This is a genomic window from Clostridium sp. D33t1_170424_F3 (assembly GCF_015667585.1).
Lineage (GTDB): Bacteria > Bacillota > Clostridia > Oscillospirales > Acutalibacteraceae > Anaeromassilibacillus.
Genome location: NZ_JADPEG010000004.1, coordinates 26,007 through 40,943 on the forward strand (window position 1 = coordinate 26,007; position 14,937 = coordinate 40,943).

The 14,937-nt window shown below is 55.5% G+C and carries 12 protein-coding genes; all 12 read right to left on the minus strand.

Translation table 11 applies throughout. The annotated features are described in order from the left end of the window. Window positions 1–17: 17 nt before the first annotated feature. Entirely contained in the window at window positions 18–1,358 is a 1,341-nt protein-coding gene (locus tag I4V53_RS03495; protein WP_195984007.1) for a VWA domain-containing protein, read from the minus strand. A 21-nt stretch (window positions 1,359–1,379) separates the two neighbouring features. After that, window positions 1,380–4,094, minus strand: coding sequence for a calcium-translocating P-type ATPase, PMCA-type (locus I4V53_RS03500; protein ID WP_195984008.1), 2,715 nt, complete (start codon window positions 4,092–4,094; stop codon window positions 1,380–1,382). Beyond that, window positions 4,081–4,866, minus strand: coding sequence for an HAD family hydrolase (locus tag I4V53_RS03505; RefSeq protein WP_195984009.1), 786 nt, complete (start codon window positions 4,864–4,866; stop codon window positions 4,081–4,083). Before I4V53_RS03505 ends, I4V53_RS03500 begins: the two co-directional genes overlap by 14 nt. Continuing rightward, the gene (locus I4V53_RS03510; RefSeq protein ID WP_195984010.1) at window positions 4,863–5,972 is read right to left on the minus strand and encodes a cysteine protease StiP family protein; all 1,110 of its coding nucleotides are present in this window, start codon (window positions 5,970–5,972) and stop codon (window positions 4,863–4,865) included. Before I4V53_RS03510 ends, I4V53_RS03505 begins: the two co-directional genes overlap by 4 nt. Continuing rightward, complete coding sequence (locus tag I4V53_RS03515) at window positions 5,969–7,225, minus strand: phosphoribosyltransferase domain-containing protein (RefSeq protein WP_195984011.1); 1,257 nt, start codon at window positions 7,223–7,225, stop codon at window positions 5,969–5,971. Before I4V53_RS03515 ends, I4V53_RS03510 begins: the two co-directional genes overlap by 4 nt. After that, window positions 7,222–8,349: an HpcH/HpaI aldolase/citrate lyase family protein gene (locus I4V53_RS03520; protein ID WP_195984012.1), complete on the minus strand. Its 1,128-nt coding sequence runs from the start codon at window positions 8,347–8,349 to the stop codon at window positions 7,222–7,224. The genes I4V53_RS03515 and I4V53_RS03520 overlap by 4 nt, the downstream gene beginning before the upstream one ends. 84 nt (window positions 8,350–8,433) lie before the next feature. Next, window positions 8,434–9,006, minus strand: coding sequence for a TerD family protein (locus tag I4V53_RS03525; protein WP_195984013.1), 573 nt, complete (start codon window positions 9,004–9,006; stop codon window positions 8,434–8,436). A gap of 44 nt (window positions 9,007–9,050) precedes the next feature. After that, window positions 9,051–9,659 carry a TerD family protein gene (locus I4V53_RS03530; RefSeq protein ID WP_195984014.1) on the minus strand — a complete coding sequence of 203 codons (609 nt, stop codon included), beginning with the start codon at window positions 9,657–9,659 and terminating at the stop codon, window positions 9,051–9,053. A gap of 25 nt (window positions 9,660–9,684) precedes the next feature. Then, window positions 9,685–10,263, minus strand: coding sequence for a TerD family protein (locus I4V53_RS03535; protein ID WP_195984015.1), 579 nt, complete (start codon window positions 10,261–10,263; stop codon window positions 9,685–9,687). A gap of 60 nt (window positions 10,264–10,323) precedes the next feature. Then, a complete protein-coding gene (locus tag I4V53_RS03540; protein WP_195984016.1) occupies window positions 10,324–11,460 on the minus strand; it encodes a toxic anion resistance protein in 1,137 nt (378 codons plus the stop codon). Window positions 11,461–11,463: 3 nt separating this feature from the next. Next, window positions 11,464–13,821 (minus strand): YceG family protein, encoded by a 2,358-nt coding sequence (locus I4V53_RS03545; RefSeq protein WP_195984017.1) that lies wholly within the window; start codon window positions 13,819–13,821, stop codon window positions 11,464–11,466. A 159-nt stretch (window positions 13,822–13,980) separates the two neighbouring features. Then, window positions 13,981–14,823 (minus strand): AIM24 family protein, encoded by an 843-nt coding sequence (locus tag I4V53_RS03550; RefSeq protein WP_195984018.1) that lies wholly within the window; start codon window positions 14,821–14,823, stop codon window positions 13,981–13,983. Window positions 14,824–14,937 lie beyond the last annotated feature (114 nt).

Consider the following 14,937-nt stretch of genomic DNA (forward strand, 5'->3'; position numbering starts at 1 on the left):
TTTCATGCGCGCAAATTTTATAAGGTTTGCTGTTCCCAAAGCCGCTTGCGGGAGGCTTCCTCCATCCAGTGGCACATAGCGACCAGCAGACGGCTGTATAAAGCGCTGTCCGTAATATCGTCGATGTCGTTGACACGGAAAAAACTGGCGTTGTTGCAGTGGCGGCCGTCAATTTCCTCCAGATGCTCTAGGATGCCGTATTCCTCGCCGTGGACGCCGACAAACTGCCAGAAGATCGGGTAGCGGGAGGTTTTAATCAGGATCTCTTCAATCTCCCAATCGGAGCTGAGACGGCCGTCGGTGAGGAACAGAACGACCGTCGGCGCATTTCTGCCGCCGTAAATCATCATGATATCCCGCATCGCTTCCGGCTCGTTGTTGTACTGGTAGTTCAGCATGCTCATCCAGCGTTCAAATCCGCCGCCGGTGTCGAAGGAATAGGTGCGGACGTTGTCCATGGTGACAGACTCAAACTGGCGGCTTTTTGCCGCAAACGCCCAGAAGTCCATGCTGCACGAGGGGTGCAGAACGGACGCGAAGGCAAAGAATTTATCGATGATGCGCTGTACGCGCCCGTTGCGGTACATATCGAACATGGAACCGGAGTTGTCTGCCGCCATCACCACACGAACAGGCTGGCTGACAGACTGCGGCAACAGGTTAATGCCCGCATACAGACTGCGGTACAGGGGCAGCAGGTAGTCGTTTTCCCTTTTTGCGCGCTCCGTCAGTTCGTTCATCCGTTTGACAACGTCCGGCGGAATCAGGCTGGTGACGGTGACGTCGCCCGAAGGGGCGGGAACCGGAGCGGCTGGAGCCGGGGAACGGGCTTCCTTCGTCACAATGCCGCCGTAGCTTTCAATCAGTGCCTTGAGCCCGCCGTTAAAGCCGCGGCCCACCGCGCTGATGCGCCAATCGCCGTTTTTCCGGTAGATTTCACAGATAACCAGCGCGCGCTCGCCGGAGAATTCCGCACCGCTGTAGCGGTACCGCGCGCATTCGGTTTCCCCGGCCTTCAGCCGCGCAAAGCCCTGCGTCAGCTCCCGCATGCAGTTGACGCCGTCGATGGCGCAGGTAAAAGACAGGCGGTCGATCTTGGCTGGAAGCTGATCCAGCCGCACAACAAACCGCACGGCGCCGTCCAGCGCCGGAGGAAGCAGGCAGACCGCCTGCTCCGGGGATTCCTTGTGGTTATAAAAAATAAAGTATTGATCGTCCGCCAGTTTTCCGGCGCCGTCCAGGCCAAAGCAGGAGCAGTCAATTTCCATTGGAGATTTGTGAAAGAGCTCCACCGTCAAAGAAAGACCGCCGCACAGCTTAGAGATGGAATCCTTCTGGCCCCGTTTCATTTCAAGCATGCCTGCAAAGCCTCTCTTTCTTTACTGGTGTTTTTCCCTCATGGGAAAGATCAGTTTGCGAAGGGTGCCGATCGGCAGAATCGCAAGGGAGAACAGAACGACCCAGCCCCATTCGGAGATCGTCAGCGGCGCGGTGCGCAGAATCGGGCCGCCGATGAAGGTCATCAAAACCTGCACTACGGTAATCAGGAGCATAACGTAGATAAAATTGCGGTTTTCCCCAATGTGTTCGAAGATGTTGACTTTATCCGTGCGCGCGTTGAAGCCGTTGAGCATGGCGCTCAGTACGTAGAAGCAGAAGAATCCGGTCATAAAGTACATATCCATGCCGGGATAGATTTCCGGCCCGTCCAGACGGAACAGGGAGCGGAAGAACGGGTGCAGCAGGAACAGAAGACTGGCGGCGGTCAGATATGCGCCGACCGTCAGAATAGAAGACCACATGTTCTTACTGATGATGGATTCATCCCTGCGCTTGGGCCGCTCGTCCATATAACGGGTAAGCGGCGGTTCTCCGCCGAGCGCCAGAGCGGCCAGCGTATCCATGACAATGTTGACCCAGAGCATCTGTGTGACGGACAGGGGAGTGCCAAGGCCGATGAACGGGCCAATGAAGGCGATTAATACGGCGCTGACGTTGATGGTAAGCTGGAATACAATAAACTTGCGGATGTTGTTGTAGATCGTACGGCCATACAGAACTGTTTTAACAAGGGAATTGAAGTTGTCATCCAGAATGGTGATATCCGCGGCCTCTTTGGAAACCTCCGTGCCGGAGCCCATCGCAAAGCCGACGTCCGCCTTTTTGAGCGCGGGCGCGTCGTTGACGCCGTCGCCGGTCATGCCGACCACCAGGTTGAGTTCCTGAGAAACACGCACCAGACGGCTCTTGTCCGTCGGCAGCGCACGGGCGACCACGCGCAGGCGGGGCATGATCTTTTTTAACTCATCGTCGCTCATGGCGTTCAGATCGTCGCTGGTCAATGCGATATCGTCGCCGGTTTCGATCAGTTTGGCGTCGCGGGCGATGGCGGCGGCGGTTTCTTTTTTGTCGCCGGTGACCATGACCACCTGAATGCCGGCCTTTTTGGCCGTGCGGATGGCTTCCACCGCTTCCGGGCGAAGCTCGTCGCGGATACCGACGATACCGACAAACGTCAGGTCCTCCAGGAGGTGCTCGCCGATCGGGTTTGCGGAGGTGGCGAACGCGAGGACGCGCATCGCCTTGTTGGCGAGCACCGCCATGCGCTCATCCAGCCGGGTGCGGATGGCGTCGGTCAGCGGCTGCACCTCCATGTTTTCATCGTAATAATATTTGCAGTTCTTCAGGAGCTTTTCCGGCGCGCCCTTGATGACAGCGCGGTTAAAAGGCCCTTTGATCTCGTTGGCGGAATACTTGTTGGCGCTGTTAAACATGAGGGATTCGCCGGTTTCCAGCTTTGCCGCTTCATAATCTAGCGTACCCTGTATGCCGACAAACTCGTGCAGGGCGCGCTCTGTGATATTGCCGCCGGTAACCTGCAATTTGCCGTTGTTGACCAGGCAGACCGCATTGGTATTTCCGCAGATGTTGACCAGCAGCATCTTCTGCATTTTCTCCGGAATATCGTTGAAGCTGTTGTACTCCCTGTCTTCCGCGGAAAAATAGTTGACGACCTGCAAAGCGCCCTTGGTGATGGTGCCGGTTTTGTCGGAGAACAGGATATTCAGGCTGCCCGCCGTCTCTGCGCCGTCGATTTTACGGATCAGAATATTGTCTTTCAGGAGTTTTTTCATGTTGAGGCCGGATACCAGTGCGATCATCATGGGCAGTCCCTCCGGAACGGCAACCACGATGATGACGATGGCCAATGTGATTGAAGAGACCAGATCGCGGAAAATCTGCATCAGGTTGGCGGCGGAAAGATAGGTTTCCGCACCAGGGAGCAGGGTCGGGTTAAAGAAAATGCAGTTAATCATAAACGCGACGGCGATCAGTGTGCCGCCGATGTAGCCGAATTTGGAGATCGCGTCCGCAACCTTGCCCAGCTTCAGCTTCAACGGGGATTCGCGGTCGTCCTCTTCCTTCAGTTCCTGCGCCAGACGGCCAAACTGCGATTGGTCGCCCACGCATTTGACCAGCATGATCGCCTCTCCGCTGGTGACGACGGAGCCTCTGTAGAGCTTGTGCTCGTTTAAGAAATCGATTTCCTCCGGGTTGAACACAAAATCTTCGTCCGCCGGACGCTTGGAGGCCTCTTCGCTTTCGCCGTTCAGGCTGGCCTGGTTAACTTTGATGAACCCGTCCACGATGACGCCGTCCGCCGGGACTTTATCGCCCGCCTGCAAAAGAACATAGTCGCCGGTGACGATGTTGTCCGTCTGGATGTCGCATATCTGCACGGAGCCTTCCCGCTTGCGGAAAACCTTGCATACGATTCTGGAATACTCGTCCTGAAGCTTTTGAAAGAGCTGATTATTGGAATATTCGCTGTATGTAGATACCGTGGTGGCGAGGACGACGGCAATGGCGATGCCGACCGCCTCCAGCCAGTCGCCGAGTCCCAGAAAAGCGAAAATCAATGTGATGATGAGCGCTACAGTGAGGATACGAATGAGCGCGTCGCCGCGGAAGTTGTCCCACAGCGCGGCCCAGAAGGAGGTTTGCTCCGGCGGGGTCAGCATATTGCTGCCGTACTTCTTCCGGCTTTCCTCGGCCTCTTGTTCGGTCAGTGCTTTCAATTCATGCTTTAACATTTTTTAACTCCTGTACAATTTCAGATAATATTTCTTCCGTGCCCGCCTGTGCGGGGGAATGGGAAAAGGTGATGGGGAACCCCCAGTCGGTTCCATCCAGCTCGCAGCCGCGCAGGGCGTAGCGCGCATCGCAGCGGGACAACATGGGCAGGTCGAAATAGGAATCGCCAAATCCGATCGCCCGGTCCTGCCCGCAGCAGGCGCGCACATATTGTAAAACAGATCCCTTGTCAATCGCAAGGGGGGAGAGGTAAAGTTTTTTGCGCTGGCGGTAAAACTCCCAGCCGCGCGCGGCAAAATGCCGTTGCAGCTGTTTGTATACAGGTTCGTCAAACGCGTCCGCATCCACAAAAAAGACCGCCAGATACTCGTATTGTTTGGACAGGCATTCAATACCGCCCTGCTCATGCAGGACCGTTTGAATGCCGCTGGACAGGTCCTGCGGGAGGCTGCGGACCGTCTGTTTCACCTTCTGTGCCCAAACCGGATCCAGAACGCCGTCCCGATAGAGGTACAGGCCGTTCTGCGTGCTGAGATAGGCACAGCCGCCGTCCCCGAAAAACTGTACCCGCTTGGCCTGTTCTTCGCCCCGCAGGGTATTGATGAAAAAAGCGGACTGCTTTTGAATCTCCCGCAGGGCCCGGCAGGCGCGCTCCGTCATGAAACCGAACGGTTCCCCGTAACGGAACTCGACCGCGGTAACAGGCGGTTCCGGCGTGATCCGGCGCTGAGAGAACAGCAGGGTTCCGTCCAGATCGGCACAGAAGATCATACGTCCGCCCCTTTCTGGTTGGAAATCAGCCCGCAGCACAGATAGGGCATGTCGCGGTATTCTGCAACCGGAACGCCCTTTTCCTGCGCCAGCAGGCGGATATGGACAAGGTCTGGATGATGGAGGCTTTGCACCAGAATGCGGTCCGGAACCCGCCGCAGCAAAACGCGCGTCGTTTCCCCAATGCTGGGTTTGATCCGGTTGATATCGGGAATCCCGAACGCTTCCCCGATTTGCCGAACCGCCCGCATGCCGGACCAATCCGGCGTCCGATCTTCGGCGAACCGCCGTTCATACAGAGAAAGGATTTCCTGCCGCAAAGGAACAAATTGCGCCGTGATGGAATCCAGATAGAATTGCGTCAGGTCTATTCCGGAAAACTCATGGTACACGCGAACGCCGTGAAAATCGTTTGGAGCAATGATGCGGGGATTATGCACGGTGCGGCTGATGAGCCCGCAGATCGTACTGTTCAGACAGCAGGAGGGATTGATGAAATCCTCGCGCGTGGCGTACAGATCGGTGCAGTGCGCCGGGTCCGCCAGCACCGCGAGAATGGGCTTCACAGCCGTGTGATTTTCCCGGTTAAAGGCTTCACAGGATTCTTGTAGCTGGGCGGCGATCATGCCCTTGCCAGTCCAGCCGTCCACAAAGACAAGTTGCGCGCCGGAATGATGCCGGAGAATCTCGCGCAGGGCGTTCTGATCGAACCCCTTGCCGCGGATGATACTGATCCCATAGTGGGGAATATCGCGTCCCAGCTCCCGGAGCGCATAGCGGCGCATCAATACGCCGCAGGGAACGCCGGCCCGCACCAGTGAAATAAAAACCGGATTGGGGTACCGGGAGAGGACCAGACGCGTCAGCGCGCCGGTATATAAGGCGACCCGGCGGCAGCCGGTTTCCATCAGATCATGGAAAACTTTGAGATATGCTTCGCTGGGGACCTGTTCGATCGGCAGGTCCTCGGAATAGTGCCGGCCCGCCTGGATTTCCTTTTCCCGGACAGTGACGTCCCGCTCCTCCACCAGACCGGTGACGTCTTTTAACAGAAGAACCACATCGTCCGGACGGAAGCTGCCGGGAGGCTGCAACCCGATGTTCATAGGCTGACCACCGTCACTTTCCGGATGCCGCGGCTGTTTAAAAACGCGGTAAGCTGCCGGAGTCCGTCTGCCTGCTGTGTCTCCTGTTCTGAGAAAATGACCGCCTGTTCAAAGGCGCCCGCCGGGATGTTGTATACATAACCGGTTGCGCTGCAGCAGTCGGGCGCATGGAAATGCGCGCCGCTTACAATGGCGGAACCTTCCAGCGGAATCACAGGGCTTTGCGTGGTGGAGTGGAAGGACTGCCCGCCGCAGAACCCCGCAAGCAGCATGGGCGCGTAGATGCATTCCCCAGTGCCGAGGAACAGCGTCCGTTCCGGAGAAATGCACAGGGCAGACGCGAGCTGCTGGCTGTATTCCGCTTGCCGGTGCAGTTCTGTTCCGGTAAAGACGGTACGGCCGGGAGAAAAAGCGCCGGAAGGACAGGAGAGCAGCGCGCCTGCACGGACGGCGTGGTAATCCGTTCCGGTATTGTCGCTGTATTCTTCTGGTTCAAAATCAGGCTGTGCACTTTCCACATCTAAAATACGTCCTTTGACCAGAGAGACAACCTCAATGGAAATGTGCAGTTCCTGTTCCAATTCCCGGCGCTGTTCCGGCGTACTCCAGTCCAGGAGCGTATAGATGGCGTATTTTTGGGTGCCGTATACCCGGTGCAGCTCCCGGATCAGATTCAGGGCGGTATTCCCGGTGGTCAGCTCGTCGTCAATCAAAACGACGCGCCGGCAGCGCTTCATAAAATCCGCAATCCGGTCCAGATAGAGGAAATGCTCTGACGCGTGGGAATGCGCCTCCTGAAATTGCAGGGAACGCATTCCAGGTATCTCCATGCGGGTGGTGGAAGCATAGCAGAAATCCCCGTCGAAGCAATTGGCGACCGCTTGCGCCAATCCGGTAGCCGTTTCAGCAAAGCCGATAAACAGCGTGCTTTCCGGAACAGCCGTCCGGCTGGAGACGACGGAATGATAAAGCGACGGAAACGAGGGTTCCGTGGTTTGGTTGACCGCGTCTGTGTACAAAGCATCCGGTACAATGCCGGTATCGGCACAGGCCAGCAGTTTTGCCGCCGCACACAGGGCGGCGGGCCGGATTGCCAGATGTTTTCCCAACACCTTGCTGACGAACAGGAAACCGCGTTTCTGGTTCCGGCGCACCGCCGGGAAAAATAAGGCGTCCGGGTCGAGTCCGAACCGGATGGCGTCAAAAGATAAAGTGAGACGAAGGGCATTTGCAATGGAATACGTTTTGGTCATACGTTCATTTCTCCGTGATAAGCGAGTTGTATCAGGTCGGCGTTCGTTTTATCTTTGCGGTATACGCCGTAAAGATGCGCGCGCGCCAATGTTTTAACCGCCCAGCGCTCGTGCGGCTTCAACTCATTCATTTTGTTTCCCGCCTCACTGGAAAGGACGCCTTTGCTGGCGCTGTTTTCCGCGAGGATGCCGGACGCGTCCTGAAATGCCTCATACGGGACGGCGTGCAGCGCCTGTATGGGAAGAAGCTGTGTGGGGTGAATGGCCGCTTTTCCCATCAGGCCGTTCTGTAAATCCAGCGAGCATTCCTGCAGCAGGCCCTGAATTTCCCTGGGAAGCGGCGTTTGTCCCGGATCGCCGAAATACTCCCAGACCGGCGCGCTGATGGTATAGCGGTCCCGCAGACCGAAGGTGCGTACAATGTCCCCGATGCAGCCGCTGACGGCGGCAATGGAGTAAACAGGCGTATCCGGCTGCCGGCGAATCCCGAACAGCCCGCTGAAATCGGTCGCGCCGATGCGGATGTTTAGAATATAGGAATAATACGGATCCATGCGCTCGCGCAGGGTATTCAACAGGCGCATGCGATGGGTGGAGGTGATAATTTCCTCTGATTCCAGAATGGGCAGCGCATAGACTGTGTGCTCGCTGCGCCAGTTAATTTCCTCAATCCGGGGCAGGTATTCGCGCAGGTTGGCGGCCGTTACCTTGGGCAGGATCACACCGGTCACTACGTCAGACCGGCGGATAAAGAAGTCCTGCATTTCCTCCAGCATGGCGTAATCCCGTATCCGGATAAACAGGAGGGGAAGATCGTCCTGTAAAATCGTTCCGTCCTTCAGGGCCGCCGCGATCTGGTCCACCTGCTCCATCACATTGTGGATGCAGAAAGCGCGGTCCACGTCGCCCACGGAGTCCTCCAGACAGATCGCCGCGGAGACCAGCCCCCTGATTTTGCCGGACAGGATGGTTTCCGCAATACGGGTGCCTGTGGATGGCATATACAAAAGCGGTCCCAGCGCGCGGCGCAGCTCTTCACGGGAAGAGGAGCGGCTGAATGGTTTTGGGTTGCGGAAGAAAAGAGAAGCCTTTTCTTCCTCTGTTAAAAATTGAAAATACTGCATGGGCTGATTTTGATTCCTCCGGTTACAAATGGCGGCCCGCACACCATATGGCATACGGGCCTGACCAAATCAAGATGGGCCTGCTTATACGTCCAGGCCGTATTTTTTACAAAGTGCTTCCAAGCCGCCGTTAAAGCCGGAACCCACGGCGGAGAACTTCCACTCGCCGTTGTAGCGGTAAATTTCCGCGAAGACGATAGCCGTTTCGGTGGAATAGTCTTCTCCCAGGTCGTAGCGAAGCAGCTCGGTACCGCTGTCTACATCCAAGAGGCGGACGTAGGCGTTCTGTACCTGTCCAAAGTTCTGGCCGCGCGCCGGCGCGTCATAGATCGTGACGGTGACCGCGATGCGTTCCACGGACTGTGGAACCTTGTCGAACTCGATGGTGATGGCTTCATCGTCGCCTTCGCCCTCGCCGGTGCGGTTATCGCCGGAGTGGGTCACGCCGCTGCTGGACAGGTTATTGTAAAAGATGAAGTCCGTATCGTGCGCGCATTTGCCGCTGGCGTCCAGCAGGAATATGGATGCGTCCAGGTCGAAATCCGCGCCGCCGTCGTACTGTTTGGTATCCCATCCCAGACCGACCAACGCGACTTTCAGGTTCGGCGCTTCTTTGCTAAGGCTGATTTTTTGTCCTTTGGAAAGATTGATAGGCATGTTACATGTCCTCCCTTATATAAAATGATGCGTTTTGAATGCGCTTATGAGTACTTTTTCACGAGTTCACCCAGCCCGCCTTCGTAGGAGGCCTGGCCGATCGCATTGAATTTCCATTGGCCGTTGTGGCGGTAGATTTCTCCCACCGTCATGGCGGTTTTGCCAGAGTAGTCCTCCGTCAGGTTGTAGCTGGCGATGGTTTCGTTGGAGCCTTTGTCTACAATGCGGATATAGGCGTTTTCCACCATGCCGAAATGCTGTTTGCGGCGGACGCAGTCATAGATGTTGACTACGAACACGATGCGTTCAATCTGCGCGGGGACGCGCGCCAGATCGATCAGGACCTGCTCAGAATCGTCCATACCGCCCATTTTGCCGCCCACCAGGTTGTCGCCGCAGTGATGGACGCAGCCGGTGGAATGATCTTTGTTGCCGAAGTAGATGATGTTTTCATTTGCATGGAGTTTGCCGTCCGCGCCGAGCATCAGCACGGATGCGTCGATATCCACATCCTGCTTTGCTTTAAAGAGACCCATGAAGCCGCCGCCCTGCTGCACTTCCTTCCAGCCGAGTCCAACCATCAGGTTGGTGAGCTGGCTGCCGTCTTTTTTGGTCAGATCGATCTTTTGGCCCTTTTGGAGAGAGATTGCCATATTGTCACATTCTTTCTGTAAAAATTTAGACGTCCAGTCCGAAGTTACGGCACAGCGCCGCAAGACCGCCCTGGAAGCCGGAACCGACCGCTGCAAATTTCCACTCGCCGCCGTGGCGGTAAATTTCCGCGACGACAATCGCGGTCTCAATGGAATAATCCTCACCCAGATCATAGCGGAGCAGCTCTTCGTTTTTGGCCGTATCTACCACACGGATGTAAGCGTTCTGCACCTGGCCGAAGTTCTGGCCGCGCTCGTCTGCCTCGTGGATCGTAACGGTAAAAGAAATCTTCTGAATATCCGCCGGGACCTTGCTCAGGATGATGTTGACGGTTTCGTCATCGCCTTCGCCCTCGCCGGTGCGGTTGTCACCGCCGTAAATCACGCTGCCGGCCGCATCCTGCGTGTTATTGTAGAAAATAAAATCGGTATCCTTTGCCACACGGCCCTGTGCGTCCGTCAAGAAGACGGAAACATCCAGATCGAATTCGCTGCCGCCGTCGTATTTATTGGTGTCCCAGCCCAATCCCGCCAGGATTTTGTCCAGACCGGCGTTGCCTTTGGTAAGATCGACTTTTTGACCCTTGGAAAGATTGATAGGCATATGTTTGTCCTCTTTTCATTGTTTTTTATATGCAAACAGCGTCTGCTGTTGCTTACGTCGTTACATATGGATTTTGCTGCGAAAATCCTCTTTCATTGCCTCCAGCTTTTTGGCGTCTTCCTGACGCTTTGCGCTGGCCTGCTCCTGAATCCGGCGGGTTTCTTCGATGCCGTTGACGATGGTCTGCCAGGTTTTTTCCAGCGTTTCCACCTTGATGGAGCTGGAGGAGGCGAGCTGTGCGGTCAGCTTGGATTGGTCCGCGGTATTCTGCGCATTTTTCAACAGCATCTCATTGGTGCGCTCGTCCAGCGCCTGCATGGCGTCCGCCTGAATCTTCTGCCGCTTCAGCAGGACCGCCTGCGTCAATGCCTGCTTGAATACCGGCAGGGTGATGATAAAGGCGGAGTTGATTTTGCGGATCAGATTCAGGTTGCCGAACTGCATGGACTGGATCATGGGGATGGACTGCATCGCCACATTTTCCGCAATGCGCAGGTCCTGCACGCGCTGCTCCAGGATGATTTTGGCCTGTTCCATGGCGTTCAGGTCGAGTTGCAGCATGCTGTCCTGCGTCTTTTCATAATCGGCGCGCAGTTGGCCGAGATACTGGTCAATTTCCTTCAAACCCTGTTCGCCGGCCAGAATATACTTGACAAGCTCCTGATAATAACCAACGTTGGCCTCAAACATGGCCTGCAGCTTCTTATTGGATTCCATAATTTCCACTTCGTACTGCTTGAGCTGGATATAGATTTTGTCCACCTCTTCGCCCATGGTGTGGTATTTGGCGAGAATCTGCTCGATCTGTTTTTGGATGTTGTTGAAAAACTTGGAGAACAGGCCGCGTTTTTCGTCGGCGGCGATTTCCTGAATATCAAATTTATCCATGATATTGCCGAGTGTGGTCAGCATGGTGCCCGCGTCGTTGATCTGCGCCATGTTGACGCTGTTCAGGATGGTGTCGGAGCATTTGGCGATTTCCTCCGCGGCCTTGGCGCCAAAGGTGACAATGGTCTGCGGCTCGTTGATGCAGATGGTGGAAACCAGATCGTCCACCTCTTTGGAGTTGACCAGCTTTTCCGCCATCTCCTTGCGCTGCACGGATACGTCGTACACCTCGATTTCCTTTGGCTCAGCGGCCTCCGTTGCGGCTGCGGCCGGCTGTGCGGCGCGCGTCGGCTGATATTGCAATCCCATACATTAATTCCTGCCTTTCCCAAATAATTTGCTGAGCCATGCGGAGGAACCGCCGGCCCGCTTTCTGTTTTTAAAATCGGGCGCCGTCTGATGGAAGACAAAATCGCCCGCCTGGTAAATTTCAAAGCTGTCTTCGTTGATATGGGTTTCCAGATTCCGGTATCCGGTCGGGGTAAAGACGGCGATGTCAAAGCCGACCAGATTTAAAAACGCGGTCAGAATACAGTCCTCCAGGGAAAATACGTTTTCCGTGGTATCGATGATCATCAGCTTGGGGATGTGCTGCGTAAAATCAAAGGCCTGAATTGCCTGCAGCAACGCCTGGTTCAGGTTCAGCAGTACCGCCAGAGCGGCGATAGGGAGGTCCTTTCCGGGGCTTTTCAAAATGTCGCAGTCGATCATCATCTGGATTTTTTCCAATATATAATCCTGGGTATCCTCAGGCAAATAAGCATATTGATAAATGCTGGCGCGCTTGAGCTGTGCGGGGTCGATTTTGCCGTTGTGCACAAACTGCCGCAGCCGATCCGGACTGGCTGCTTTTGTGCCGCAAAGCTGGCTGAAAAAGGGAATGCGGTCCACAAGGAAGGTTTTGTCCGTGATCATGTCCTGGATGCGGTCCCAGTACGATTCCATATCGCCGCCGTCGACGCCGCAGATTTTAGCAAAGATGTTCGGCACCTTTACAGTCCCGCTCTCCGTTTCAAAGCAGGGGCGGAACTGCGCCTGCTCCTTCCACAGGATGCCGACTTCGTCGATGGTCGTTTTCAACGTGACCGGCACGGAACGGGTAAACTGTCGGTTGCGGAACATCCCGGTGTCCGTATAGAGAATCTGGTCCAGCTCCCGGGAGGCCTTGTAAGCGACCGTTGCGGCCCGCACCCGTTCCTCGTGCTGAGGGAAAGGCTCCACCGGAAGGGTATTGGGCAGTACGATGGTCCTTGCGTCCTGAATCAGCGGATTGGTCCCCAGTGTCGCCTGGACGGACAGATCGGGGCAGAAGTAAAGCACGTCGGTTCCCATGGCAGCCATCGCCCACAGGAGCGTCAGTTCGTGTATGTTTATGGTTCCATAATACAGGAAAACGGGCTGCAGCTCCGCCCGGTAGCCGGCGAACAATTTTTCTCCGTAGCGCCGCATCCAGCAGGCAAGGCGAACGCCCTGATTGTATAATTTTCCAGCGTCCTTTTCATTCAGACGGTCCATGGCGGACAGGAACGCCCGCTGCGCCAGCATGGTTGGCAGTTTTCCGCACGGCAGTGAAAGCCGGGAAGCCAGCTGTTCCGCCAACGCCTCGGCGGTCAAGCTGCGGTTGCAGTCGCGGAACAGGGCGATTTCCTCGTTGGTGGGCGGGGGGATACGGTTTTCCACCAGTCCCCAGGTCTTACCGCTGGATGCCAGACGGTTTTTCAGGGAAAACAGCCGATTCCGGTATTCTTCGCGCGATTGCGCGCCCAAAGTGAAAACGAACAGATTGCACAGAGCGGGCGGCTGTGCTGTGGAACGCCGGCTGTTGGGCAGAAGCACCGCTTCAAATGGGTCCGCGTCCTTGGCCCAGCCGTTGATGTTGACTGTTTGCCCCATCCCCTGCAGGCTGCTGCGCAGATTTCCGGCGCCGGTTGACGGAGCGGCGCCGGGCCGCGTCAGAGATACCCGGGGCCGGACCGGAACTGCGCTTGGAACCGGTGCTGGAATGGGTCTGGCTGTGGGCGAAGGAACCGCTTTTGCCGGTTCCGTACGGACTTCATTGTAAACAGGAGTGGAAAACGCCGAATGTGGGTCAGCCTTTAAATAGGTTTCATCCGATGTCCAGTTTAAAAACACGACGTCGCAGCCCGCAAGGTGCAGCAGATGCAGCAAATACACTTCATATTTGGAAATGGTTCCCTCATAGAGAACCTTCGGGGCCAATTGGTCAGAAAAATGCATCAGGACGCGGCTGCAGGTTTCACGCATCCAACACATCAGCTTGATATAGGTGTTGCGGATAATCGTATCGTTTGCGTGGTTCTGCTTGCGCAGGGCTTCCAAAGTTGCTCCCATCGCATGTGCGACTTTTTCGCGCTGTGCCGGGCGGAGCTGCCCCATCCAGACGGTCAAATGCCGGACGGCAAGCTGCGGTGTTGGAGTAAAGTTCGTTCCGATGGTGTCGTAAAATTTCTGGATCTGCGCTTCCGGCGGATTGGACAGAGGGGTATGAAAATACAGACCCTCCCGTGTGGCTTCCGTACGGTAGCGGTCGATAAAGCGATCAATTGCGCCCTCTTTATCCCTTCCAATGATACGGTAAAACAGCGGGCGGGGCGGGGTGCGTTTATCCAGATCGAGAAAAAAGATTTGAAGTGGGTCGGGTCCAGTCATTTTGTGATACTCTCCAGTATGCAGCGCCCAGGAAGGGGCCGCTCAGGTTTTTGCAAAGGTGATTTTGTTAAAAATTATACTACAAAAAGACAAAAATCTCAACAAGAGCGCATGTTTGTCACTAAAAAGTAAGAAAAGTTAACAAATTATACATTTTTATCAGCTGCGGCTGGTGTTCATGTTCATTGCGTGAGTGCTGCCGGTTCCCATGGCGCGGGCCTGGGAAATTGTATTGTAGATTTTAATAGTGGGCGCCAGCCAGACAGAACCGGTCCCGCGGTACACGTTGACGAGGCCTTCCCCGCTGACAGCGGAGCCAATCAGAGTTTTGGCAGAGCGCTCCACCGTAAACTGCAGATTACCGGTGCGGAGCACGGCAAAATTGCCGTCCACCTTGAGGGTATCGTTTTCAAGTTCGACAATATCGATTTCGCAGGATGGGACCAGGCATTCCAGCACCACCAGGCCGGAGCCGGACAGGGAAATCTGGAACAGGCCCTCTCCGCCCGCCATGGCGGAGGAAACATTGCGCTGCATGATGGGTTTTACAGTTACGCTGCCCTGCGCACAGTAAAACATGCCCTTGTCTACGATGATTTCCTCTTTGTCGAGCTGTAAAATTAAGAAATGATTAAAGGAGGGCTCCAACACCAGCATGCCGCTGCCCCGGTATTCCGGCTGTGCGACGCCCTCGCCCGTGACCATGCTGGAGAACATGCGGCCCAGTGCGTTGCCCACTGTAACGCCGGAGACCATCTCCAGATTCCCTCGGAAATAGCTCATGGCGCCCGGCTCGACGGTGACCAGATCGTTATTCAGATAAACCGCAACCTGACGGGCACGGATGTTCTGCTTTTCCATAAAATACATGTCCATGGCGGCATATGTATTGGTGGAACCCAGCAGGTGCTGATATTCCATAACCTCCACCCGCATATTGCCATATTCGGCTTTGTCAATGATTTTAATGTTTTCTCTGGTGCCAATTGCGCTGACCGGCATATAAATGCCCTCCTTTATGATGAAATATATAGACCTTATAAATTGCAGTATACTGCTTTGTTCGACAAAAAGCCAGCGAAACCCAGAAGATTTTACATATCGTGAACAGCTTTC

What these genes read in the sequence shown, in the direction of transcription:
- I4V53_RS03550 (WP_195984018.1), bottom strand. Translation starts at nt 14,823, where the DNA reads ATGCCGGTCAGCGCAATTGGCACCAGAGAAAACATTAAAATCATTGAC.
- I4V53_RS03530 (WP_195984014.1), bottom strand. Translation starts at nt 9,659, where the DNA reads ATGGCAATCTCTCTCCAAAAGGGCCAAAAGATCGATCTGACCAAAAAA.
- I4V53_RS03520 (WP_195984012.1), bottom strand. Translation starts at nt 8,349, where the DNA reads ATGCAGTATTTTCAATTTTTAACAGAGGAAGAAAAGGCTTCTCTTTTC.
- I4V53_RS03505 (WP_195984009.1), bottom strand. Translation starts at nt 4,866, where the DNA reads ATGATCTTCTGTGCCGATCTGGACGGAACCCTGCTGTTCTCTCAGCGC.
- I4V53_RS03525 (WP_195984013.1), bottom strand. Translation starts at nt 9,006, where the DNA reads ATGCCTATCAATCTTTCCAAAGGACAAAAAATCAGCCTTAGCAAAGAA.
- I4V53_RS03500 (WP_195984008.1), bottom strand. Translation starts at nt 4,094, where the DNA reads ATGTTAAAGCATGAATTGAAAGCACTGACCGAACAAGAGGCCGAGGAA.
- I4V53_RS03495 (WP_195984007.1), bottom strand. Translation starts at nt 1,358, where the DNA reads ATGCTTGAAATGAAACGGGGCCAGAAGGATTCCATCTCTAAGCTGTGC.
- I4V53_RS03540 (WP_195984016.1), bottom strand. Translation starts at nt 11,460, where the DNA reads ATGGGATTGCAATATCAGCCGACGCGCGCCGCACAGCCGGCCGCAGCC.
- I4V53_RS03545 (WP_195984017.1), bottom strand. Translation starts at nt 13,821, where the DNA reads ATGACTGGACCCGACCCACTTCAAATCTTTTTTCTCGATCTGGATAAA.
- I4V53_RS03535 (WP_195984015.1), bottom strand. Translation starts at nt 10,263, where the DNA reads ATGCCTATCAATCTTTCCAAGGGTCAAAAAGTCGATCTTACCAAAGGC.
- I4V53_RS03515 (WP_195984011.1), bottom strand. Translation starts at nt 7,225, where the DNA reads ATGACCAAAACGTATTCCATTGCAAATGCCCTTCGTCTCACTTTATCT.
- I4V53_RS03510 (WP_195984010.1), bottom strand. Translation starts at nt 5,972, where the DNA reads ATGAACATCGGGTTGCAGCCTCCCGGCAGCTTCCGTCCGGACGATGTG.